This window comes from Streptomyces sp. BPTC-684, from assembly GCF_030028635.1.
Lineage (GTDB): Bacteria > Actinomycetota > Actinomycetes > Streptomycetales > Streptomycetaceae > Streptomyces > Streptomyces noboritoensis.
Window position 1 is genome coordinate 5,528,480 of sequence record NZ_CP124863.1, and the last position, 23,205, is coordinate 5,551,684.

Consider the following 23,205-nt stretch of genomic DNA (forward strand, 5'->3'; position numbering starts at 1 on the left):
CAGCGAGTCCAGAGTGTGAACAGCAGTGAGGAGATCGCGGTGTCTGCAATGTCGGCGGGTCGGTCAGCCCTGCGGATGGGACCCGCGGAGCTGGTGCAGGCGGCGGCCATGGCCCGCCGCTTCTATCTGGAGGGCAAGTCCAAGATCCAGATCGCCGAGGAGTTCGGCGTCAGCCGCTTCAAGGTGGCCCGGGTCCTGGAGACCGCCCTGGAGCGCGACCTGGTGCGGATCGAGATCCGCGTCCCGGCCGAGCTGGACGCGGAGCGCTCGGACGCGCTGCGCGCCCGGTACGGGCTGCGGCACGCCGTCGTCGTCGAGTCCCCGGAGGCCGGCGAGGACGAGTCGTCGCCCGACCCGGAGAACCTCGGCGAGGTCGCCGCGGACCTGCTCGGCGAGCTGGTCAGCGAGGGCGATGTGCTCGGCCTGGCCTGGGGCCGGTCCACCATCCACATGGCCGCGGCCCTCGACCGGCTGCCGCCGTGCACGGTCGTGCAGCTCACCGGGGTGTACGACGCGGGCACGGCCGAGCGCGGCTCGGTGGAGGCGGTGCGGCGCGCCGCCCAGGTCTCCGGCGGCGACGCGCACCCCATCTACGCGCCGATGCTGCTGCCGGACGCGGCCACCGCGGCCGCGCTGCGCAACCAGACCGGGATCGCGCGGGCCTTCGAGTACTTCGACAAGGTGACGGTGGCGGCGGTCTCCATCGGCTCGTGGGAGCCGGGCATCTCCACGGTGCACGACATGCTGACCGACGAGGAGCGGGCGCACTACGCCTCGCTCGGCGTCGCGGCGGAGATGTCGGCGCACCTCTTCGACGCGGAGGGCCGACGGGTCGGCCGGGATCTCGGGGAGCGGTGCATCACGGTCGAGGCGGATCGGCTGCGGCGGATTCCGGAGGTCGTGGCGATCGCCGGGGGGCAGCGGAAGGCTTCGGCGATCGATGCGGTGCTGCGGTCCGGCCTTGTCACCAGTTTGGTGACGGACACCGCTGCGGCGGACTTCCTGCTGCATGAGACTGGCGCGCAGCCTCGGCCCGCGCTGGACCGGGCCGACCCCGACGGGGACTGAGCCCCCTGTCGGTGTCGGGCCGATTTCGGGGCTTCGCCCCGGGCCCCGTTCGGCTGCGGACCGTAGGGGCTGGTCGCGCCCACGCGGCGGAGCCGCACAATGTCACAGCCCCGCGCCCCTTAGGGGGATGGGAGCGCTGCCACCCGCATCGCCAAGGGGACGGGAGCGCGCTGCACGCACGCATTGCTAAGGGGCTCCGTACACCCGCTCCGCGTTCTTGCTCGCCAGTAGTTCCGCCACCCTGTGCGCGTCCGTACGCGACCACGCGCCCGAGCCCGTCCAGGTCTCCAGGAGTTCGTCCAGGCCCTCCCTGAAGAGGCGGGCGCCGACCACGTACAGCTCCGGCAGGCCGTAGGCGTCCGTCGAGAACAGGAGTTTGCCGAACGGGGTGAGCTCCAGCATCTCGGCCAGTACGGCACCGGCCCGGGCGCCCGTGTGGCTGAGGGTGAGGCCCATGTCCGCGTACACGTGCGGGTACACATGGGCGAGGTAGGCGGCGTTGCGGTGGTACGGGTAGCCGTGCAGCAGGATCAGCGGGGTGCCGGAGCGGCGCGTGGCCCGGATGAAGTCGGTCAGGAGCAGCGGGTCGCAGCGGTGCAGCCGTAGGTCCGGGTCGCCGAAGCCGGTGTGCAGCTGGATCGGGAGCCGGGTGGCCACCGCCGACCACAGCAGATGGCGCAGCAGGACCGGATCCCTCAGGCGGTCGTCCTTCTCTCTCGGACGGTCGCCCTTCGGCCGTTTTTTCAGCCAATTCGCCGCCGCGTCGCGCACCTCGTGGAGCGCGGGCGGCTCGGGGGCGAGGTCGAGCCCGTACCGGTACGCGGCCACCGACTTGAAGCCCACGGCCGTGGTCGCCGCCGCGCGGATCCCCGCCGCCAGCTCCGCCAGGAACGCGTCCGCGTCCCCGGTCGTGTCGGCGGCGAGCTCGGCCAGCCGCTCAAGACGCACGATCTCGTGGACGGGGGCGCCGCTCAGCTCGGCGAGCTCGGCGGGCCCGGTGATGTCTCCGGGGAGGCCGGTGTCCATGACGTACGCGCCGATGCCGCTGCCCCGCAGCAGCAGCCGGGTCGCCTCGCGGGCGCCGAGCTCGCGGCGCCGGGCCAGATAGCGCTCCGGCGTGCAGTGCGGCTCCAGACCGAGCAGCGGCGGGCACCAGCGGCGCACCGCGAAGCCGAGCTGGGTGTCGAAGAAGCTGGTCCCGGGCGCGGCGGGCCCGTCGGCCTCGGTCAGGAACGCCTCGAAGGCCGCCGGATCGGGGTCGGTGCGCAGTACGCCGTGGCAGTGGTGGTCGAGGAGGGTGCCCGGGGGTGCCTCGACCGCCGCGTTCCGGGGCGCGCCTGTCCCCGCCACCTCAGTACCTTCCCCGCGTCGCGTCCGCGATCTCCTGGGCGGACTTGCCCTCGAACAGGGCCGCCTCCGCCTGGCGGACCGCCGCGAACGCCTCGAAGAGCGGGTCGCCCATCGCCTCGCGCAGGACCTCGGAGGCGGTGAAGTGGCGCAGCGCATCGGGCAGCGAGGCGGGCAGCCGGGGCCATCCGCCCACCACCGCCGGGTCGCCCGAGACCGGCTCGGGCAGCATCGCCTTGGCGTCCAGGCCCGCCAGGCCCGCCGCGATCACCGCGCCCACCGCCAGGTACGGATTGGCGGCCGGGTCGAAGCACTTGACCTCGGCGTTGGCGGCGTCCGGGTCGCCGGGCGCGCCGGCGATGAAGCGGAGGGCGGCCTCCCGGTTCTCCAGCCCCCAGCACTGGAAAGCGCCGGCCCAGCGGGAGGGTTCCAGGCGGAGGTAGCTGGCGGGGGAGGGGGCGCCGACGGCGAGGAGGGCGGGCAGGGCCGCCAGGACGCCCGCGAGGAACGACTCGCCGTCGGCCGTCATGGCGAACCGGCCGTCCCCGCCGCCGCACAGGTTCCGGTCCTCCTGCCAGAGGCTGAGGTGGAGGTGGGCGCCGTTGCCGACGCCGCCCGCCGTGACGACCGGGCCGAAGTACGGGGTGAGCCCGTGCCGTACCGAGACCGCGCGGACCGTCTCGCGCACCAGCACCGCCAGATCCGCCGCGCCCACCGGATCGGTGGGTGCCACCGACACCTCGAACTGGCCCTCGGTGTACTCGGGGTGGATCTGGAGCACATCCACGCCCTGCTCCAGGAGTGCGCCGAGCACATCACTCATGTACGCCGACCGCTCCACGATCCGCGTCATCCCGTACGCCGGGCCTTCGAGGGAGGGCGAGACCGTCCACTCCGTCTCGAAGCCCATCCGCAGCGAGAGGCCCCGATCGGCGGCCCGGCGCGTCATCCGCTTGGCGAACAGCCGCTGGCAGCCCGGGTGTTCACCGCCCTGCTGGTCGTAGCGGTCGACCGGGGCCCAGGCCCAGCCCGGCTGTCCGGCGAGCACGGTGAGCCGGTCCAGATCGGGGAAGAGCCGCAGATCGCCGTCCGGGCCGCCGCTGAAGCGGCTGGAGGTGGCCGAGTCGTCCACCAGGAAGGCGTCGAAGCACGGCGACATGCCGACCCCGCGCTCCACGACCGCCGGGAGGCGGCCCGCGGGCACCGCCTTCACGCGCGCGATGCCCGCGTTGTCCACCGAGGTCAGCGCCACCGCGCGGACCCCCTCGGCGACGAGCCGCGCCGCCTCCTGCCGGGCCCGCTGTACCCGCTCCCGCACCTGCTCCGACCGCACTTGTTCAGTCCCTCCCGCCGCCCAGTGCCTTCACCGTGGCGACCGTGTCCGCCTCCGAGGCGCTCTTGTCCTCGCGGTAGCGCACTACCCGCGCGAACCTCAGTGTCACCCCCTCCGGGTAGCGCGACGATCTCTGCACCCCGTCGAAGGCGATCTCTACGACGAGTTCCGGCCGCACCCGCACCCCCCACGGCTCCTCGGCCACCGCCAGCTCCCGCAGCCGCCCGGTCTGCCAGGCGAGCAGCGCGTCGGTGAGCCCCTTGAAGGTCTTGCCCAGCATGGCGAACGAGCCGTCCGGGCGGCGCGCGCCGAGGTGCAGGTTGGAGAGCGTGCCGGTGCGCCGGCCGTGCCCCCACTCGGCCGCGAGCACCACCAGGTCGAGGGTGTGCACCGGCTTGACCTTGAGCCAGGCGGCGCCCCTGCGGCCCGCGCTGTACGCCGAGTCCAGCGCCTTCACCACCACGCCCTCGTGGCCGCGCTCCAGCGTCAGGGCCGCGAACTCCCGTGCCGCCGCCCGCTGTTCGGGGTCGTCCGGGTCCTCCACCGTGACCCGCCGCACCCGGCGCGGCTCGGGCGCCACCCGTACGAGCTCGGCGCTCCGCTCCCGTACGGACAGGTCGAGCAGGTCGCGGCCGTCCACCGAGAGCAGATCGAAAAAGACCGGAAACAGCGGCAACCGGTCCTGCGCACCGGCCACGTCCAGCCGTGAGCCGACCCGGCCCGCGATGTCCTGGAACTGCCGCGGCCGCCCCTCCAGGTCGAGCGCGATCACCTCGCCGTCGAGGATCGCCCGCTCCGCCGTCAACTCCCCGGCGGCCGCCGCCACTTCGGGCAGCCGTCCGGTGATCTCGTCCAGCGTACGGGTGAACACCCGCACATCCTCGCCGTCGCGGTGCACCTGGACCCGGATGCCGTCGAGCTTCTCCTCCACCGCGCACGGGCCGAGCCGGTCCAGCGCCTCGTCCACGTCCTTGGCCGTCTGCGCCAGCATCGGCAGCACGGGCCGGCCCACGTCCAGCCGGAAGGCGGCCAGCGCCCCGGTGCCGCCGCCGAGGAGCGCCGCGGCCACCGTCCCCAGCGAGCCGCCGAGCATCACCGCGCGCCGCACGTCCGCCGCCGGGGCGCCGGTCGCCTCGGCGAGCCCCTCCACGGCGGCCGCGTCCAGCGCGCCCTGGCGGACCTCGCCGGTGATCAGGCCGAACAAGAAGCGCTGCTCCTCCTCGGTGGCGGCGGCCATCAGCTCACCGGCCAGCCGCCTGCGCTCGCTCCCGGCTCCCTTGCCCGACAGGGCCGCGATCCGGTCGAGCGCCGCGTCGACCTCCTGGACCGTCAGGGCGGGGCGCGCGGCGGGCGGCGGGCGGTCCTTGAGCGTGCTCCAGCCGAGCCCGGTGCGGCGCTGCGGCAGCCGTCCCGCCAGATAGGTGACCACCAGCGGGGCCTCGTCCGGCGCCGTCCCGCGGAACAGCGCGGCGAGCAGGGCGGACTTCTCCGTACGGGAGGAGGTCGCCGCGATCTCCCGGGAGGTGGTGGCCACATCGGCGAGGAGCATGGCCCCATCGTCACCCGGCGCGTTCGCGTCCGCAGGCTCTGGATGGCAGCATCGGCCCATGCTCACCAGGTCCGCCCGAACGACCGTCTCCGTCCTGCTGGCCTGCCTGGCGCTCCTGCTCACGGGGTGCGGGGGCGGGTCGAAGAAGGGCGCGGAGCCGTCCGGGGCCACCGCCTCCGGCGCCGCCGCCACACCCGGCTGGGCCAAGGGCAGGGCCACCGTCCGCGCCTCCCAGCTGCCGCCCGAGGCCCAGCAGACCCTGAAGCTGATCGACCAGGGCGGGCCGTTCCCGTACGCCAAGGACGGCACGGTCTTCGGGAACTTCGAGAAGGCCCTGCCGCAGCAGAAGCGCGGCTACTACCACGAGTACACGGTCAACACCCCGAAGTCGCGCGACCGCGGCGCCCGGCGCCTGGTCACCGGGCAGAGCGGCGAGGTCTACTACACCGGCGACCACTACAAGACGTTCAAGGCGGTGCTGCGATGACGGCCGACCCGTTCGACGCCGTACGGGCCACCGGCTGGCAGGTCGACGTGCTCGACCTCGCCGGGGTCACCGACAAGGCCGGTTTCATGGACCGCTGCGCCCGCGCGCTGCGGCTGCCGGAGTGGTTCGGCCGCAACTGGGACGCCCTCGCCGACTGCCTCGGCGACCCCGACTGGGGCCCGGCCGAACCCGGCCGCCTCCTCGTGGTGCGGCGCTGGCAAGGGTACGCGGCGGCGCGCCCCGACGAGTGGGAGACCGCGCGGGACGTGCTGGACGAGGCGGCCGTCAGCGGCGACGGCGGCACCCTCGCCGTGGTGCTCGCGCTCGGCGCCTTCGTGTGATCCCACCAGGGCCGTGTCCAACCCCTGGATGATCGGCCCGGGCGGCGCAATCATCCGAACATGGGACAATGAAGTACGTGCGTTTAGCCCCGGCTGAAATGCCTGGGGTCACTCCGATCGACTGGGATGTTCTGCACGTGCGTTTCCTCAATGACATCAAGCCGCCGTACGACCTGACGTACGACGATGTGTTCATGGTCCCCAGCCGCTCCGCGGTGGGCTCCCGCCAGGGCGTCGACCTGGCCTCGCCCGACGGCACGGGCACCACGATCCCGCTCGTCGTCGCCAACATGACGGCCATCGCGGGACGGCGGATGGCCGAGACCGTGGCGCGCCGCGGCGGCATCGTCGTCATTCCGCAGGACATTCCGATCGAGGTCGTCACCGACGTCATCACCTGGGTCAAGACGCGTCACCACGTGCTCGACACCCCGATCGTCCTCGCCCCGACGCAGACCGTCGCCGACGCGCTGGCGCTGCTGCCCAAGCGCGCCCACAACGCCGGTGTCGTCGTCGACGGCGACCAGCGCCCGGTCGGCGTCGTCACCGACGAGGACCTGACCGGCGTGGACCGCTTCACGCAGCTCTCCGAGGTCATGTCCAAGGACCTGCTGCTGCTCGACGCGGACATCGACCCGCGCGAGGCGTTCAACAAGCTCGACAACGCCAACCGCCGCTACGCCCCGGCCGTGGACAAGGACGGCCGTCTGGCCGGCATCCTCACCCGCAAGGGCGCCCTGCGCGCGACCCTGTACAGCCCGGCCACCGACGCCGAGGGCAAGCTGCGCATCGCCGCCGCCGTCGGCATCAACGGCGACGTGGCGGGCAAGGCCAAGCAGCTCCTGGACGCCGGCGCCGACACGATCGTCGTGGACACCGCGCACGGCCACCAGGAGTCGATGATCGCCGCGATCAAGGCCGTCCGCGGCCTCGACCCGCAGGTCCCGATCGTCGCGGGCAACATCGTCGCCGCCGAGGGCGTGCGCGACCTCATCGAGGCCGGCGCCGACATCATCAAGGTCGGTGTGGGCCCCGGCGCCATGTGCACCACCCGGATGATGACCGGCGTGGGCCGACCGCAGTTCTCCGCCGTCCTGGAGTGCGCCGCCGAGGCGAAGAAGTACGGCAAGCACGTGTGGGCCGACGGTGGCGTGCGCCACCCGCGCGACGTCGCCATGGCGCTCGCCGCCGGTGCCTCCAACGTCATGATCGGCTCCTGGTTCGCCGGTACGTACGAGTCCCCGGGCGACCTCCAGCAGACCGCCGACGGCCGTCTCTACAAGGAGTCGTTCGGCATGGCCTCGGCGCGTGCCGTCCGCAACCGTACGAGCGACGAGTCGGCGTACGACCGGGCCCGCAAGGCGCTGTTCGAGGAGGGCATCTCGACGTCGCGGATGTTCCTCGACCCGACCCGGCCGGGCGTCGAGGACCTGATCGACTCGATCATCGCGGGTGTGCGGTCGTCTTGCACGTACGCGGGCGCGAGCTCGCTGGCGGAGTTCGAGGAGAAGGCGGTCGTGGGGATCCAGTCCGCGGCCGGTTACGCCGAGGGCAAGCCGCTTCACGCGAGCTGGAGCTAGCGCTCCAGGAGCGCGGTTATTCGTCTGCGGGCCCGCTGTGGCTGGTCGCGCAGTTCCCCGCGCCCCAAAAAAACGGGCGGCCCCCCGCGCACAGCGCGGGGGGCCGCCCGTTTTTATATGTGGGGGGCCAGCGCCTCCGCCACCGCCCCCGCGATCTTCCTGTGGCCCCCGTCGTTCGGGTGCAGGCCGTCCGCCAGGTCCGCCGGGGTCAGCAGGTCGCGGCCAGGAAGCACGTGGAGGTGGCTGTCGCCGTCTTCGGCGCGGTCCCGGGCCGCCGCTCCATCGCGGCGCGCAGGGCGCTCAGCGTGGCGCCCAGGGCGTTCGGGGTCCGTTCGGCGGCCGGGTGCAGCAGCGGGGAGAGCAGCAGGAGCGGGGTGTGCGGGTGGCCCCGGCGCACCAGGGCCAGGAACGCGCGCGTCGTCTCGTACAGCAGAGGCGCCGAACTCGGCACACCCGACCAGCAGTTGGTGCCGAACGCGAGGGTCAGGACGTCGGCGGGCAGGGACGCGAGCTGTTCGGCGGTGGCCAGTTCGCCGCGCGCGGCCCCCGCGTAACCGAGGTTGACGGTGTCCAGGCCCAGCGCGCGTCCGGCCGCGGCGGGCCAGGCGTGGGCGGGGCGGGTCGACCACCAGCCCTCGGTGATGGAGTCGCCGTGGACCAGCCAGCGCGGTCCGGCGGGCACGGGCCGCAGTGTGCCGCCGATGCCGCGCAGACCGAGGATCCGGGGCGCCGCGGCCTGCGGCGGATGGACGATGAACGGGCCTCCGCAGGGCCGCAGTCGAAGCCTGACCGTCGCTTCCCCGGCCGGTGGGACCGTCGTCTCGGACACCCGGCGCTCGCTCGTCCAGACCGCGAAGGTGTGGGCGAGCGGGGCGAGCGGTTCCGAGGGCGCGGGCACCTCGGCCCGGTAGCGGATCTCGACCGCCGACGCGCCCTCGGCGGTGAACTCCAGCCGTACGCCGACCGGCAGCGCGGCCCGTTCGACGACGTCCAGGGGCAGTCGGCCGAGCTGGGCCGGGTCGGCGCGCAGCGGCCTCCCCGACGTGCCCCGCCAGGCGACTCCGCGCAGAAACGGCTCCGGATCCAGCCAGTTCACCCAGGCACCACCGATCGTCTTCGGACCCTTGGGAGAGGGACGTGCGGGACTTCACTCCTACCCCGCCGGCGAACAGCGATGAGCGTCCTTCGCGCACGGATCGAACGCTGATGCGCAACAAACACCCATCCGTCGCCCTTGTGCGCAATGATCATTCACCGATGCGCAAGGTTGCTGCATTACGAGCGGGAAGCGGAACCCTTTACTCTTCTCGCCATACGTGGAGTGGCGGCGACCGCCTGCTCGGCGGTACCGGCCACGGTGTGCTCAGTCATGCCCGGATTCCCCCTCCGTGCGGGAAGGGCCGGACCGTCGCGGTCGTCGGCTTCCGAAGGCAGCGACAAGGAGCCCACTGAAGTGTTGGACCACGGCACAGCGCCCCCCACCGCAGCAGCACCGGCCACCGGGGCGCAGCGGCCCGGCAACCCGCTGATGCGGCGCAAGCCGGTAGAACTGCTGGTCGCCGAGGGTGGCAAGGGCGAGGGCGGCACTCTGCGCCGCACCCTCGGCATGTGGCAGCTCACGATGATCAGCATCGGCGCCACGCTCGGCACGGGCATCTTCGTCGTCCTGGGCGAGGCCGTTCCCGAGGCCGGCCCGGCCGTCACGATCTCCTTCGTCATCGCCGGTCTCACCGCGCTGTTCTCGGCCCTCGCCTACGCCGAGCTGGCCGGCACCATCCCGGTCGCGGGCTCCTCGTATTCGTACGCTTACGCAACGCTCGGTGAGTTCATCGCCTGGATCTGCGGCTGGTGCCTGATCCTGGAGTACGGCGTCTCGGTCGCCGCCGTGGCCGTCGGCTGGGGCCAGTACCTGAACGAGTTCCTGGACGGGACGATAGGCGTCACCATCCCGGACGCGATCGCCGCACCGCCGGGCGACGGTGGGTACTTCAACCTTCCCGCGCTGATCGTGGTCGTGCTCGCGATGGTGCTGCTGCTCGGCGGCGCGCGTGAGTCGGCCCGCGCCAACACGGTCATGGTGTGCGTGAAGATGGCCGCGCTGGTGCTGTTCTGCGTGATCGGCTTCCTGGGCTTCAAGTCCGGCAACTACTCGGACTTCATGCCGATGGGCACCGCGGGCGTCAGCGGCGCGGCCTCGACCCTCTTCTTCTCGTACATCGGCTTCGACGCCGCCTCCACGGCCGGTGAGGAGGCGAAGAACCCGAAGCGCGACCTGCCGCGCGCGATCATGCTCTCGCTGGTCATCGTCACCGCGCTGTACGTCCTCGTTGCGGTCGTCGCGATCGGCGCCCGCCCCTGGAAGGAGTTCGAGGGCTCGGAAGCGGCCCTGGCCGGGATCATGAAGGACGTCACCGGTCAGTCCTTCTGGGCCACGCTCCTCGCCGCGTGCGCCGTGATCGCGATCGCGAGTGTCGTCCTGACCGTGCTGTACGGGCAGACCCGCATCCTCTTCGCCATGTCCCGCGACGGCCTGGTGCCGAAGACCTTCGCCAAGGTCAGCACGCGCACCAAGACGCCCGTCGTGAACACCGTCATCGTGTCGCTGTTCTGCGGTGTGCTCGCGGCCGCGATCCCGCTCGGCGAGCTGGCGAACGCCACCAGCATCGGTACGCTCTTCGCCTTCGCCCTGGTCAACGTCGCCGTGGTGGTGCTGCGCTACACCCGCCCCGAGATGCACCGCACCTTCCGGGTGCCGTTCGGCTGGGTGATCCCGGTGCTCGGCTTCCTCAGCTGCGGCTATCTGATGTGGAACCTCCCGGGGATCACCTGGAAGTATTTCGGTGGCTGGATGGCCGTCGGTCTCGTGATCTACTTCGGATACGGCATCCGCCGCTCCCGACTGGCCACGGCCACGGAGACCGCATCCGCAGAGAAGTGATCCACCCGCAGTGCGACTCAATGACCTCGACGAGCGCATCGTCCACGCGCTCGCTGAAGACGCCCGCCGCTCCTACGCCGACATCGGCTCGCTGATCGGCCTGTCCGCGCCCGCCGTGAAGCGGCGCGTGGACCGGCTGCGCGCCGAGGGGGCCATCACCGGATTCACCGTCCGGGTGGACCCCGCGGCGCTCGGCTGGGAGACCGAGGGCTTCATCGAGATCTACTGCCGCCGCAACACCTCGCCCGAGGCCATCAAGCGCGGCCTTGAGCGGTACCCCGAGGTCGCGTCCGCCTCCACCGTCACCGGTGAGGCGGACGCGATCGTCCAGGTCTTCGCCTCGGACATGCGCCACTTCGAGCGGGTCCTCGAACGGATCGCGGGGGAGCCGTACGTGGAGCGCACCAAGTCGGTCCTGGTGCTGTCGCCGCTGCTCAGGCGGTTCTCGTCGGGCTCGCCCGCCTGACCGGCTTCAGTTGTACGGGACCTGCCACGGCACCACGTGGAAGTCGCCGGTGCCCGCCTTCACCTTCTCGAAGGGCGCGGCGCTCATGCACTTGGGCAGCTTCTTCGTCGCCTCGTCCTCCGAGCCGATCCAGCTGTAGCCGAGCCGGTCGTGCGTGCCCTGGTCGTTGACCGAGACACCGACGCGCTTGCCCTTGAACGGGGTGTCGCTCTCGGTGACGATCCCGGTCACCACCGCGACCTTGCCGCCGGTGATCAGGCAGTCGACCTCCGCCTCGGCCGTCCCGGTCCGGCCGTCCGGGAAGACGTGCCGGAAGCTGAACGTGCCGAACGCCTTCTCCGGGTCCTTGGTGTCCTCCGCCGCCAGATGCGCGTCGAAGGAGAAGGTGATGTCGTCACCGGCCGGGCGGTAGAGCTTGGCGGTGCCCGTCAGTGCGGCCGCCTCGCGCGGCGCGTCCGGCCCGGCCCCGTTGCCGGAGGCCGCCGCCGACCCGGCGGCGCCCGCCCCGATCAGCAGGGCCGCGGCCAGCGCCAGGGTGCGGGTATGGGGGCGGGAGAAGGCGGGACGGTTCATGGCGGGGCCTCCGAAGCGGTCGTGGTGTCCCGGTTCATCCGGGTGCGTTCAGCTTCCCGCCGCTGAGGGGTCCGCCGCATCGCACCCGAGGAGGGACCGCCTCCGCCGTACGGCGGGGGAGCGGGCCCCACGTACACCCCGAGGCGTAAGGGCCCCGTCAACGCCACGCAACGAATCGCTGCCGAAGGCCGTCGACGCGCAATGAATCATCCTCCGGCGCGCAACGGTCGCGCCTTGTCCGGGCCGAAGCCCGGAACGTACCGTCATATGCGACCCCCTCATCCCCTTACGCCCCCCGAGGTCTGCCATGCCGCCGCTGCGCACCGCCCTGCTTCAGAGCTCCGGCCGTCCGGGTGACGTGGCCGCGAACCTGAAGGTGCTGGAGGAGGCGGCGGGCCGGGCCGCGGCGACCGGGGCCGGGCTCCTCGTCTGCCCCGAGATGTTCCTCACCGGCTACGCCATCGGGGATGACGTGCCGAAGCTCGCCGAGGCCGCCGACGGCCCCGGGGCGCAGGCCGTCGCCGAGATCGCCGTGCGCCACGGGCTCGCGGTCCTCTACGGCTACCCGGAGCGGGACGGCGGGACCGTCTACAACTCGGCCCAGCTCATCGACGCCGCCGGGCAGCGCCTGGCGAACTACCGCAAGACCCACCTCTTCGGCTGCTTCGAGCAGGAGTGGTTCACCCCCGGCGACCAGCAGGTCGTCCAGGCCGAGCTGAACGGGCTGCGGCTGGGGATGATGATCTGCTACGACGTGGAGTTCCCCGAGAACGCCCGGGCGCACGCGCTGGCCGGCACCGACCTCCTCCTGGTGCCGACCGCGCTGATGCACCCCGCCGAGTTCGTCGCCCGGTCCGTGGTGCCGGTGCGCGCCTTCGAGAACCAGATGTACATCGCGTACGTCAACCGGACCGGCCCCGAGGGCGAGTTCGAGTTCGTCGGGCTGAGCTGCCTGGCCGGGCCCGACGGCACCGCCCGGGCCCGCGCGGGCCGCGAGGCCGAACTGGTCGTCGGTGACGCCGACCCCGAGTTCCTGGCCGCCTCGCGCGCCGACAACCCGTATCTGCGGGACCGCCGCCCCGGCCTCTACACCTCCCTCGTCTGACCCGGACCCTTCCGGCCACCCCCACCCCCCTTCGTACCGCGCAAGGAGTCCGTACCCCATGACGTCCACGGTGCCCACCGCTGTCCCGCACACCGACGGCCAGCCGCCGATCACCATGTTCGGCCCGGACTTCCCCTACGCGTACGACGACTTCCTGGCCCACCCGGCCGGGCTCGGCCAGATACCCGCGACCGAGCACGGCACCGAGGTCGCCGTCATCGGCGGCGGTCTGTCCGGCATCATCTCCGCGTACGAGCTGATGAAGATGGGCCTCAAGCCCGTCGTGTACGAGGCCGACCAGATCGGCGGGCGGCTGCGCACCGTCGAGTTCGACGGGCCCGGCACGGACGGTCTGACCGCCGAGATGGGCGCGATGCGCTTCCCGCCCTCCTCGACGGCGCTCCAGCACTACATCGACCTCGTCGGCCTGGTCACCGAGCCGTTCCCGAACCCGCTCGCCGAGGCCACCCCGTCGACGGTCGTCGACCTCAAGGGCGAGACGCACTACGCCGAGACCATCGCCGACCTGCCGCAGGTCTACCGCGACGTCGCCGAGGCGTGGAACGCCTGCCTCGAAGAGGGCGCCGACTTCTCGGACATGAACACCGCGATGCGCGAGCGGGACGTCCCGCGCATCCGCGAGATCTGGGCCAAGCTCGTCGAGAAGCTCGACGACGAGACCTTCTACGGCTACCTCTGCAAGTCCGAGGCCTTCCAGTCCTTCCGCAAGCGCGAGATCTTCGGCCAGGTCGGCTTCGGCACCGGCGGCTGGGACACCGACTTCCCCAACTCCATCCTGGAGATCCTGCGCGTCGTCTACACCGAGGCGGACGACCACCACCGCGGCATCGTCGGCGGCTCGCAGCAGCTGCCGCTGCGCCTGTGGGAGCGCGAGCCCGAGAAGATCGTCCACTGGGCGCAGGGCACCTCGCTGTCCTCCCTGCACGACGGCACCCCGCGCCCGGCGGTGACCCGTCTGCACCGCACGGCCGGCAACCGCATCACCGTCACCGACGCCTCCGGCGACATCCGCACCTACCGCGCGGCGATCTTCACCGCGCAGTCGTGGATGCTGCTGTCCAAGATCGAGTGCGACGACTCGCTGTTCCCGATCGACCACTGGACGGCCATGGAGCGCACCCACTACATGGAGAGCTCGAAGCTCTTCATTCCGGTGGACCGTCCGTTCTGGCTGGACAAGGACGAGGAGACGGGTCGGGACGTCATGTCGATGACGCTCACCGACCGGATGACCCGAGGCACCTATCTCCTGGACAACGGGCCGGACCAGCCCGCCGTCATCTGCCTCTCCTACACCTGGTGCGACGACAGCCTGAAGTGGCTGCCGCTGTCGGCGAACGAGCGCATGGAGGTCATGCTCAAGTCGCTCGGCGAGATCTACCCGAAGGTCGACATCCGGGGGCACATCATCGGCAACCCGGTGACCGTGTCGTGGGAGAACGAGCCCTACTTCATGGGCGCGTTCAAGGCGAACCTGCCGGGCCACTACCGCTACCAGCGCCGTCTGTTCACGCACTTCATGCAGGACTCGCTGCCCGAGGACAAGCGCGGCATCTTCCTCGCGGGCGACGACATCTCCTGGACGGCGGGCTGGGCCGAGGGCGCGGTGCAGACCGCCCTGAACGCGGTGTGGGGCGTCATGCACCACCTCGGCGGCGCGACGGACGGCACCAACCCCGGCCCGGGCGACCTGTACGACGAGATCGCGCCGGTCGAGCTGCCGGAGGACTGACGGCTGTTGACGACAGGGGCTCGGGGTTTTCACCCCGGGCCCCTTTCCGTTCGCGGCCCGTCCGCCGTTACAGCCCCGCCGCGCGCGCCAGCCCGTACACCTCCGCCGCCACGTCCTTCAGCTCCTCCGCGTCGCGCGCGGAGCCCTGGAGGTCGAGCAGGAACTCGCCTATGCCCTCGTGGGCGTGGGCCGCCAGGTCCTCGACTATCTGGGCCGCGCTGCCCGCGAACGGCGGGCGCCCCTCGCCCTCGTACGGCTTCGGGGTGTACCGCGCGTTCACGCGCACGCACGCCTCGATCGGGCGCTCCCGGCCGCGCTCGGCGGCCAGCTCCCGCAGCCCCGTCCACGCCTCGGCGAGCTGGGCCGCGCCCTGGGCCACCGGCATCCAGCCGTCCGCCCGGTCCACCACGCGGCGCACCGCCCTCGGGCCCGCCGCCGCGAGGTACACCGGGATCGGCCGGGCCGGCTTGGGGCCGACCTCGGAGGGGGCGATGGTGGTCAACTCGCCCTCGTACGCGACCGGGTCCGGGCCCCAGACCGCCGCGAACACGTCCAGCGTCTCGTCGAGCACCTTGCCGCGCTTCTCGAACGGGGCCACGGCCGCCGCCGCGTACTCGTCGAGGGACCAGCCCGTGCCGATGCCCGCGAGGACCCGGCCGCCGCTCGCCGCGTCCAGCGTGGCGAGCGAGCGGGCCAGCTGGAACGGCACGTGCAGCGGCGCCACCAGCACGCTCGTGCCCAGCCGCGCCCGCTCGGTGGCCGCCGCCGCGAGGGTGAGCGAGACCAGCGGGTCGGCCACCGACCGGTAGGCGTCCGGCCAGGCCAGGTCCGGTATTCCGTACAGCCCCTGGGTCATGGGCGTCGGGAAGATCACCCGCTCGAACACCCACAGGCTCTCGTAGCCCAGTTCCTCGGCCGCGCGCGCGACCGCGGGGATGTCGCGGCCGATGTCGTACTGCTTCATCTGCGGAAGGCCGAGTCCGAGCCGGATCGCCATGAGTGAACTCCTCGTGCGGAAGAAGGGCCTGCGTAAGGCGTCAGCAGGCACCGCCCCACCAGGCCGACACCCGCGTCCATCCGCTCCCTGAACTCACGGGAGAGGTCCGGAAGTTCCCGCAGCCTCCACAGCAACCGGGCCGACGACCAGGCCGCGTCGCGTGCCCGCTCCAGGCTCCACGACGCCAGCAGATGGGTGAGCGGGTCCGCGACCTCCAGCAGATCGGGCCCCGGCATCAGCTCCTCGCGCACCCGCTCCTCCAGCGCCACAAGGGTGTCGCCGACCCGTTCGAAGTCTCGCTCAAGTCCCTCCGGTTCACACTCCAGGGCCCGGCAGCTGTCGACGACGGCGAGCGCCAGGTCGTGCCCGATGTGGGCGTTGATGCCGCAGAGCGCGAACTGGAGGGGGCGTACGCCGGGGTGGCGCCGGTACTGGAACAGCGGCCGCCAGCAGGCGGGCGGCCGCAGCCCGGCCGCGACCGCGTCGACCGCCCGCAGATAGCGCCCGGCGAACAGCACGTCCAGCGTCGCCGCGGCCCGAGGGTCGTCGAACGCGCCCCGGGCGACGGACCGGCCGATCTCCTCGGTGACCGCCAGATAGACCCGGTTGAAGACGGCCAGGCCGTCCTTGGGCGGCAGGCTCGCGCGCAGCGCCCGCATCCGCGCCGCTACGGTGTCCACCGACACCCCGGAGAGCGCCGTTCCACCTGCCCGCTGTTCGATCAGCACCATGAGGGCAGCGTCCCAGCCCGGCGCTTTCCGGGACGTCGCCGGGCCCGGGGCTTCCCCGGAACGGGTGAACACGGGGCCACCGGGGCCTCGGGGGAGGGGAGTTCACGGTGCCGGGAACACCGCCGTCACGCGCGCGTGGCCGCCGGGACGACAGAGCCGCGCGCCGCTCGGCCGGGCGGCGCTCCGCCATGGTGGGGCTGGCCTGCGCGGTCGTGGCCGCCGGAGCGGTCTCGGGCGCCGTGGCGGCCCTCGGGGGCGGCGACGACACGGCCCGGCCCCCGGCGACCGCCTCGCCCGCCACGGTGACCCTGCCCGCCGTGCCCACCTCGGCATCGGCGACGCCGTCCTCCACGCGCGCGACGCCGCGCCCGGGCCCGCCGTCCCCCGCCCCGAAGCCCTCGGCCACCCCGTCGCCGTCACCGTCGGTGGTCTCCGCCGCGCTCTACCGCTCGCCCGACTCGCAGGTCCTGGACTGGGTCCGGGCCCACCCGGACGACCCCCGGCGGGCGCTGATCGAGCGGCGGATCGCGGACCGGCCCACCGCCGTCTGGTTCACCGAGTACGACCCCGGCGCGATCACCCGCGAGGTGCGGGCGGTGACCTCGGCGGCGGCCGGACAGGGCCGGGTGCCGGTGCTCGTCCCGTACGCGATTCCCGGCCGGGACTGCGGCGGCGCCTCGCAGGGCGGTGCGCCGAGCCTGGAGGCGTACGACACCTGGATCGGGAACTTCGCGGCGGGGCTCGGGCGTTCACCGGTCATCGTGGTCCTGGAGCCGGACGCGATCGCCCAGTCGGACTGCCTCTCCGAGGGCGAGCGCGCCGCCCGGTTCGCCTCGCTGGCCAGGGCGGGGCGGGCGATCCACGCCGCCGACGCCCGGGCCAGGGTGTACTTCGACGCGGGCCACTCCGGATGGCGCGACGCCGAGGAGATGGCCGGCCTGCTGCGCGCGGCGGGCGCGGCCACCAGCGGCGACGGCGTCTTCACCAACGTCTCCAACTTCCACCGCACGTCCGACGAGGTGGCGTACGCGCGGCGGGTGCTCAAGGCGCTGGGCGGTCCCGCGCGGCTGGGCGCGGTGATCGACACCAGCCGCAACGGCAGGGGAGCGCCGCCCGACGGGGAGTGGTGCGACCCGGCCGGGCGGGCGCTTGGCCACGCCCCGACCACGCACACGGGCGAGGCGCGCATCGACGCCTATCTGTGGGTGAAGCTGCCCGGTGAGTCCGACGGCTGCCGGGGCGCGGCGGGCAGCTTCGCCCCCGACTACGCCTACGACTTGGCGCGCTGAGCCCCTGCGGCCGCGTCGCCCTCGCCGCTGTCGGCGTCGTACGACGACGTGCCCTCGTCGAGCAGCGGCTCCTGCTCCTTCATGTGGGCCGGGGCGAGGGCGCGCAGCACGTGGTAGCCGGTGATGACCACGATGGTGCCCAGGGCGATCCCGCTGAGGCGGAAGTCGTCGGTGAACTTCAGGGTGACGCCGCCGATGCCGATGATGATGCCCGCGGCCGCCGGGACGAGGTTCAGCGGATTGCGCAGGTCCACCTTGGCGTTGATCCAGATCTGGGCGCCCAGGAGGCCGATCATGCCGTACAGGATGACGGTGATGCCGCCGAGGACGCCGCCGGGGATGGCGGCGACGATCGCGCCGAACTTGGGGCAGACGCCGAAGAGCAGCGCGAATCCGGCGGCGGCCCAGTAGGCGGCGGTCGAGTAGACGCGGGTGGCGGCCATGACGCCGATGTTCTCGGAGTACGTGGTGTTGGGCGGGCCGCCGACGGCGGTGGAGAGCATCGAGGCGGCGCCGTCCGCGGCGATCGCGGTGCCCAGCTTGTCGTCGAGGTCGTCGCCGGTCATCTCGCCGACGGCCTTGACGTGTCCGGCGTTCTCGGCGATCAGCGCGATCACGACGGGCAGGGCGACCAGGATGGCGGACCACTCGAAGTGCGGGGCGTGGAAGGAGGGCAGGCCGATCCAGTCGGCCCGGCCGACGCCGGAGAGGTCCAGGCGCCAGTGGTCGGTGGCCTCGCCCGCGCCCGGAACCGAGTGGATCTTGCCGAAGACGCGGTCGAAGAGCCAGGAGATGCCGTAGCCGAAGAGCAGGCCGAGGAAGATCGCGACCCGGGACCAGAAGCCGCGCAGACAGACCACGGCGAGCCCGGTGAAGAGCATCACCAGGAGCGCGGTCCACTGGTCCTGCGGCCAGTAGGTGGACGCGGTGACCGGCGCCAGGTTGAAGCCGATCAGCATGACCACCGCGCCGGTCACGATCGGCGGCATCGCGGCGTGGATGATCCGCGCGCCGAACCGCTGCACCGCGAGGCCCGCCGCGAACAGCACGATCCCGACGACGAAGACCGCGCCGGTGACGGTGGCGCTGGTGCCGCCGGTGGCCCGGATTGCGGCCGCGACGCCGACGAAGGAGAGGGAGCAGCCCAGATAGCTGGGAACCCGGCCCTTGGTGGCGAGCAGGAAGATGACCGTGGCGACGCCGGACATCATGATCGCGAGGTTGGGGTCCAGGCCCATGAGGACCGGCGCCACGAAGGACGCGCCGAACATGGCCACCACGTGCTGGGCGCCGAGGCCGATCGTCCGGGGCCAGGAGAGCCGCTCGTCGGGACGGACGACGGCGCCGGGGGCGGGGGTCCGCCCGTCACCGTGCAGGGTCCAGCGCACGCCGAGGCCCATGAGTTTGCTCCAGTTCGTTCCGTGCTGAGAAGAATCCGCTGAGAAGAATTCAGGCGCAATGGTAGTGGGCCCCGTGATCCCAGGTCCCATCCGTGAATCCTGCGCGAGGCATTGTCACCCGGAACTGCTGGCCCTACGCTCCAACCGCCCTATTCGTGAACAGGGTTCAGGTATGTGAAATATTGACTGAGGGGATGCCCTTATGGACGGCGGAAGATCTCGCAGCGGGCTCGTGGCCCTGCTGGCCACGGCCGCGGTGCTCGCGTCGGTGCTCGTACCGGCGGCCTCGCACGCCGCCACCACGAAACCGGCCGCCACGAAACGCACCGCTCCGAAGGCCCCGCACACCGTGGTCGTCGACGGCGCGCGCATGCGGGACGCGCGGCTGCGGCTCGACGCCGGCGACCCGGCGCTGCGCACCGCCGTGGCGAAGCTGACCGCGGCCGCCGACGGCCGGCTCGGGCAGGGGCCCTGGACGGTCGTGGACAAGCCGAAGCCCGCGCCGGGCGGCGACCCCCACGACTACCTCAGCCAGGCCCCGTACTGGTGGCCCTCTAAGCCGAAGACCGCCGACAACCCCTGGGGCTGCCCGTACGTGCAGAAGGACGGGCAGCGCAACCCCGAGGTCGACACCGGCACCGACCGGCCCGACCTCGGCAAGGTCGTGGGCTCCGTGACCACGCTCAGCCTCGCCTGGTACTACACCGGCAGGGCGCGGTACGCCGAGCAGGCCTCGACCGCTTTGCGCACCTGGTTCCTGGATCCGGCGACCAGGATGAACCCCAACCTGAACCACGGGCAGTTCATCCCCTGCAAGTACGACGGCCGGGCGATCGGCATCATCGACTTCTCGCAGCAGTACACCGGCGTCCTCGACGCGGTCGCCGTCCTCGACCTGGGCGCGCCCGGCTGGCGGGCGGACGACCGTGCGCGGATGCTCGACTGGAACAAGAAGTTCCTGAACTGGCTGCTGACGTCGCCCTTCGGCAAGGAGGAATCGGCCGCCAAGAACAACCACGGCACCTTCCAGGACATGCAGATCGCCGCACTCGCGCTGGCCACCGGCGACAAGGCCCTCGCGGCGAAGACGGTCCGGGCCGCCGGGAAGCTGCGGGTCGATCCGCAGATCGCCGCCGACGGCAGCCAGCCCCAGGAGCTCGCCCGCACCCGCAGCTGGCACTACTCGACCTTCGACCTGGTGGCGTACGCGCGGCTCGCCGCCATCGGCAAGCAGGTGGGGGTGGACCTGTGGGGCTACCGGGGGCCGCAGGGGCAGAGCCTGTTCAAGGCCGTCGACTATCTGCTGCCCGCGGCGACCGGCGCGGCCGCCTGGCCCCACCCGGAGCTGGAGTTCCGCCGGTACGCGGCGAGCGACGTGGTGCACGCGGCGGCCGACGCGGGCGACAAGAAGGCCCGCGCGGCCGTGCCCGAGCTCCAGACACCGCCCGGCGGTGACCTCTGGGCACTGCGGCCCGCCGCCGAACAGCTGGACTCGATCGCGGGCTGAGGCGGAAGGAGAGCCCCGGCCGAACCGCCCCCCATACGGTTCGGCCGTCGGCTACTGGGCGGACTTGCGGAAGTCCGGTGCGGTACCGCGGCCCCTTCAGGGGCGCGGGGCTGTGACATTTGCGGCTCCGCCGCGTGGGCGCGACCAGCCACAGACAGCCCGCAGCCGACGAACCCCATTTCCAGCGGAGCGCTCAGGCGTCGGTGGACCGCACCGGCGCCGCCTTCGCCGCGCCCCCGCCCGCCGCCCGGGCGCGCACTCCCGTACGCAGCACCTCCGCCCCCGCCACCAGCCCCAGCGCCAACAGCGTGACCAGGCCGAACGACACCACCAGCGAGGTCAGATCGGCGATGCCGCCGATGGTCGAGGGGGCGATGAGACCCGAGGTGTACGTGATGGTGGCGACGCCCGCGATGGCCTGGCTCGGGTTGGGGCCGCTGCGCCCGGCCGCCGCGAAGGCCAGCGGCACCACGACCGCGACCCCCAGGCCGATCAGGGCGAACCCGCCCATCGCCACGGCAGGCGCGGGCGCGAGGACCACCGCGAGCCCGCCGACGGTCGCGAGCACGCCCCCGCAGCGGACCGTCCGTACCGCGCCGAACCGGTCCACGACCTTGTCGCCCGCGATCCGCACCACCGCCATGGTCAGGGTGAACGCGGTGGTCGAGGCGGCGGCGAGACCGGCCGAGGCGTCCATGGTGTCCCGCAGGTACACCGCCGACCAGTCCAGGCTCGCCCCCTCGGCGAACACCGCGCAGAACGCGACGAGCCCGATGGCCAGTGCCGCCCTGGGCGGCCGGGCGAACCGCGGCGGCGGGGCCTCGTCGGGCGCGCTGCGCAGGTCGAGGACGCCGCCGCAGACGAGCGCGCCGAGCGCGGTGAGGGCGGCCGCCGCGACGAGGTGGTGCACGCGCGCGTCGACGCCGAGGTGCGCGGCGAGCGTGCCCGCGGTCGAGCCGATCAGGGCGCCCGCGCTCCACATGCCGTGCAGCCCGGACATGATGGACCGGCCGAGCCGGTCCTCGGTCTCCACGCCCAGCGCGTTCATGGCCACGTCGGACATGCCCGCGGTCGCCCCGAACACGAAGAGCGCCGCGCAGAGCGTGTAGAGGTTCGGCGCGAGCGCCGGGAGCGCGAGGGCGAGGGTCCACAGGGCGAGCAGTCCGCGCAGCGCCCGGCGCGCCCCGAAGCGGTGGGTGATCGCGCCGGAGAGCGGCATCGTCAGCGACGAGCCGATGGCGGGAAACGCGAGCGCCAGGCCGAGCTGCCCGGTGGAGACCCCGGTGTGGTCCTGGATCCACGGGACCCGGGTCGCGAAGTTGCCGGTGACCGTGCCGTGGACGCAGAACACCGCGGCGATCGCGATCCTGGCCCGCCTCAACTGCCGTATGCCGTCGTCCGTTTCGGTCGCCATCGGCGCGGTCCTCCCCTGGATGCCGGTGCGCGATAAACTATCAGGAACCCTGCCTGATAAATACTCCGCCGTCCATCGGGTTTCGGTCGTCTGGAAGGATTCCCGGCATGCCCGCATCACCCAGCACCGCCCGGGTCATCAACGACCGCCTCGCCCTGCGGCTGCTCCAGGACGAGGGCCCGTTGACGGCGGGTCAGCTCAAGAAGCTCACGGGACTGTCCCGCCCCACCGTCGCCGACCTGGTCGAACGGCTCCAGGGCTCGGGGCTCGTCGAGGTCGTGGGGGAGTCCGGCGCCGAGCGGCGCGGACCCAACGCCCGGCTGTACGGCATCGTCGCGGACCGGGCCCACCTCGCCGCCCTCGACGTGCGCACCGACGGCGTCACCGTGCTCGTGGCCGATCTGCTCGGCGCGCCCCTTGCCCAGGCCGCCCTCCCGATCGGGGCCGAGGCCGGGACCGGGCCCGCCGTGGAGCGGACGGTGGCGCTCCTGGAGCGCACCGCGAAGGAGGCGGGCGCCGAGCGGCTGCACAGCGTCGGCATCGGGGCGCCCGGTCTGATCGACCCGGCGACGGGCGAGCTGCGCGACAGCACGGGCCTGCCCGCCTGGCACCGGGAGTTGGTCCCCGCCCTGCAGCGGCGGCTGTCGGCCGCGGTCCTCGTGGAGAACGAGGTGAACCTGGCGGCGATGGCCGAGCACCGGCTCGGCGCCGCGCGCGGCCAGGCCGACTTCGTGCTGTTCTGGCTGGGCCAGGGCGTGGGCGCGGCGGTCTTCCTGGACGGGAAGCTGCGCCGGGGGGCCTCCGGCGGCGCGGGCGAGATCGGCTTCCTGCCCGTCCCGGGCACCGGCGCGCTGCCGTCCGCGACCGGCTGCGACGGCGGGTTCCACGCGCTCGCGGGCGCCGAAGCGGTGGTGCGCCTCGCCGCCGGACACGGTCTGACGGGCAGCGCCGAGACCCTGGTGCGCGAGGCGGCCGGCCCCTTCCTCGATGCGCTGGCCGAGCGGATCGCCATCGGCGCCGCGGCCGTGGTCTCCGTACTGGACCCGGGTCTGATCGTGCTCGGCGGCGAACTGGGCCACGCGGGCGGCGCGTTGCTCTCCGCCCGGGTGCGGAGCCGGCTGGCCGAGCTCACCCCGCTCGGGGCCGAGGTCCGGCCCAGTGAACTCGGCGACCGGGCGGTGCTGCGCGGCGCCCTGCTCGCGGCCCGGGACGCGGCGCAGGACGAGCTGTTCTGACGCACCGCGCCCCCGGCCGGGGAGATCCGGCCGGGGCGCGGGCGCTTCACAGCGGGTGCCCGGCGACCACGGCAAGGGCCTGAGTCGCGCCG

The 23,205-nt window shown here is 72.9% G+C and carries 20 protein-coding genes; 11 read left to right on the top strand and 9 right to left on the bottom strand.

What is annotated here, in order from left to right; translation table 11 throughout:
• The first annotated feature begins 15 nt into the window (after positions 1-15).
• The gene (locus QIY60_RS24610; RefSeq protein WP_101387357.1) at positions 16-1,068 is read left to right on the top strand and encodes a sugar-binding domain-containing protein; all 1,053 of its coding nucleotides are present in this window, start codon (positions 16-18) and stop codon (positions 1,066-1,068) included.
• 186 nt (positions 1,069-1,254) lie between these two features.
• On the opposite strand, the gene QIY60_RS24615 is transcribed toward QIY60_RS24610, so the two are convergent.
• From QIY60_RS24615 to QIY60_RS24625, 3 genes are read right to left on the bottom strand one after another with little or no spacing between them, the layout of a single operon-like run.
• Entirely contained in the window at positions 1,255-2,418 is a 1,164-nt protein-coding gene (locus QIY60_RS24615) for an amidohydrolase family protein (RefSeq protein WP_283144364.1), read from the bottom strand.
• Between the two features lies 1 nt (position 2,419).
• A complete protein-coding gene (locus QIY60_RS24620; RefSeq protein WP_283144365.1) occupies positions 2,420-3,748 on the bottom strand; it encodes a glutamine synthetase family protein in 1,329 nt (442 codons plus the stop codon).
• A 4-nt stretch (positions 3,749-3,752) separates the two neighbouring features.
• Positions 3,753-5,297 (bottom strand): ATP-dependent DNA ligase, encoded by a 1,545-nt coding sequence (locus QIY60_RS24625; protein WP_283144366.1) that lies wholly within the window; start codon positions 5,295-5,297, stop codon positions 3,753-3,755.
• A 58-nt stretch (positions 5,298-5,355) separates the two neighbouring features.
• Here QIY60_RS24625 and QIY60_RS24630 point away from each other — a divergent pair, with 58 nt between their 5' ends.
• The 3 genes from QIY60_RS24630 (at position 5,356) to QIY60_RS24640 (ending at position 7,705) form a co-directional block, all read left to right on the top strand.
• Positions 5,356-5,784, top strand: coding sequence for a ribonuclease domain-containing protein (locus tag QIY60_RS24630; RefSeq protein WP_283144367.1), 429 nt, complete (start codon positions 5,356-5,358; stop codon positions 5,782-5,784).
• Positions 5,781-6,125, top strand: coding sequence for a barstar family protein (locus QIY60_RS24635; RefSeq protein WP_283144368.1), 345 nt, complete (start codon positions 5,781-5,783; stop codon positions 6,123-6,125). The genes QIY60_RS24630 and QIY60_RS24635 overlap by 4 nt, the downstream gene beginning before the upstream one ends.
• A gap of 98 nt (positions 6,126-6,223) precedes the next feature.
• Positions 6,224-7,705: a GuaB1 family IMP dehydrogenase-related protein gene (locus tag QIY60_RS24640; RefSeq protein ID WP_283144369.1), complete on the top strand. Its 1,482-nt coding sequence runs from the start codon at positions 6,224-6,226 to the stop codon at positions 7,703-7,705.
• Positions 7,706-7,913: 208 nt separating this feature from the next.
• Here the strand turns inward: QIY60_RS24640 and QIY60_RS24645 are convergent, their stop codons facing one another.
• Positions 7,914-8,801: a GDSL-type esterase/lipase family protein gene (locus tag QIY60_RS24645; protein WP_283144370.1), complete on the bottom strand. Its 888-nt coding sequence runs from the start codon at positions 8,799-8,801 to the stop codon at positions 7,914-7,916.
• Positions 8,802-9,233: 432 nt separating this feature from the next.
• Here QIY60_RS24645 and QIY60_RS24650 point away from each other — a divergent pair, with 432 nt between their 5' ends.
• Both QIY60_RS24650 and QIY60_RS24655 read left to right on the top strand, forming a co-directional pair.
• A complete protein-coding gene (locus QIY60_RS24650; RefSeq protein ID WP_283146057.1) occupies positions 9,234-10,643 on the top strand; it encodes an amino acid permease in 1,410 nt (469 codons plus the stop codon).
• A 10-nt stretch (positions 10,644-10,653) separates the two neighbouring features.
• Complete coding sequence (locus QIY60_RS24655) at positions 10,654-11,109, top strand: Lrp/AsnC family transcriptional regulator (protein ID WP_190089512.1); 456 nt, start codon at positions 10,654-10,656, stop codon at positions 11,107-11,109.
• 6 nt (positions 11,110-11,115) lie between these two features.
• Here the strand turns inward: QIY60_RS24655 and QIY60_RS24660 are convergent, their stop codons facing one another.
• Positions 11,116-11,682 carry a Repetin gene (locus tag QIY60_RS24660; RefSeq protein WP_283144371.1) on the bottom strand — a complete coding sequence of 189 codons (567 nt, stop codon included), beginning with the start codon at positions 11,680-11,682 and terminating at the stop codon, positions 11,116-11,118.
• Positions 11,683-11,989: 307 nt separating this feature from the next.
• On the opposite strand from QIY60_RS24660, the gene QIY60_RS24665 reads away from it, so the two are divergent.
• Both QIY60_RS24665 and QIY60_RS24670 read left to right on the top strand, forming a co-directional pair.
• Entirely contained in the window at positions 11,990-12,787 is a 798-nt protein-coding gene (locus QIY60_RS24665) for a carbon-nitrogen hydrolase family protein (RefSeq protein WP_283144372.1), read from the top strand.
• 58 nt (positions 12,788-12,845) lie between these two features.
• The gene (locus tag QIY60_RS24670) at positions 12,846-14,540 is read left to right on the top strand and encodes an NAD(P)/FAD-dependent oxidoreductase (RefSeq protein ID WP_283144373.1); all 1,695 of its coding nucleotides are present in this window, start codon (positions 12,846-12,848) and stop codon (positions 14,538-14,540) included.
• Positions 14,541-14,607: 67 nt separating this feature from the next.
• Here QIY60_RS24670 and QIY60_RS24675 read toward each other — a convergent pair whose 3' ends face one another.
• Together QIY60_RS24675 and QIY60_RS24680 are read right to left on the bottom strand one after the other, a co-directional pair.
• Complete coding sequence (locus QIY60_RS24675; protein WP_283144374.1) at positions 14,608-15,537, bottom strand: LLM class F420-dependent oxidoreductase; 930 nt, start codon at positions 15,535-15,537, stop codon at positions 14,608-14,610.
• On the bottom strand, positions 15,501-16,268 hold the full coding sequence (locus tag QIY60_RS24680) for a DUF5995 family protein (protein WP_283144375.1): 768 nt from the start codon (positions 16,266-16,268) through the stop codon (positions 15,501-15,503). The genes QIY60_RS24675 and QIY60_RS24680 overlap by 37 nt, the downstream gene beginning before the upstream one ends.
• A gap of 188 nt (positions 16,269-16,456) precedes the next feature.
• Between QIY60_RS24680 and QIY60_RS24685 the strand changes: the two genes are divergently transcribed.
• Positions 16,457-17,557 carry a glycoside hydrolase family 6 protein gene (locus tag QIY60_RS24685; protein ID WP_283146058.1) on the top strand — a complete coding sequence of 367 codons (1,101 nt, stop codon included), beginning with the start codon at positions 16,457-16,459 and terminating at the stop codon, positions 17,555-17,557.
• Here the strand turns inward: QIY60_RS24685 and QIY60_RS24690 are convergent.
• Positions 17,539-18,957 carry a solute carrier family 23 protein gene (locus QIY60_RS24690; RefSeq protein ID WP_283144376.1) on the bottom strand — a complete coding sequence of 473 codons (1,419 nt, stop codon included), beginning with the start codon at positions 18,955-18,957 and terminating at the stop codon, positions 17,539-17,541. The two genes, QIY60_RS24685 and QIY60_RS24690, sit on opposite strands and share 19 nt — an antisense overlap.
• 202 nt (positions 18,958-19,159) lie before the next feature.
• Between QIY60_RS24690 and QIY60_RS24695 the strand changes: the two genes are divergently transcribed.
• Positions 19,160-20,464, top strand: a complete 1,305-nt coding sequence (locus QIY60_RS24695) for an alginate lyase family protein (protein ID WP_283144377.1) — start codon at positions 19,160-19,162, stop codon at positions 20,462-20,464.
• A gap of 193 nt (positions 20,465-20,657) precedes the next feature.
• Here QIY60_RS24695 and QIY60_RS24700 read toward each other — a convergent pair whose 3' ends face one another.
• Positions 20,658-21,878 (bottom strand): MFS transporter, encoded by a 1,221-nt coding sequence (locus QIY60_RS24700; protein ID WP_283144378.1) that lies wholly within the window; start codon positions 21,876-21,878, stop codon positions 20,658-20,660.
• A 107-nt stretch (positions 21,879-21,985) separates the two neighbouring features.
• On the opposite strand from QIY60_RS24700, the gene QIY60_RS24705 reads away from it, so the two are divergent.
• The gene (locus QIY60_RS24705) at positions 21,986-23,113 is read left to right on the top strand and encodes an ROK family transcriptional regulator (RefSeq protein WP_283144379.1); all 1,128 of its coding nucleotides are present in this window, start codon (positions 21,986-21,988) and stop codon (positions 23,111-23,113) included.
• Positions 23,114-23,205: the final 92 nt, after the last annotated feature.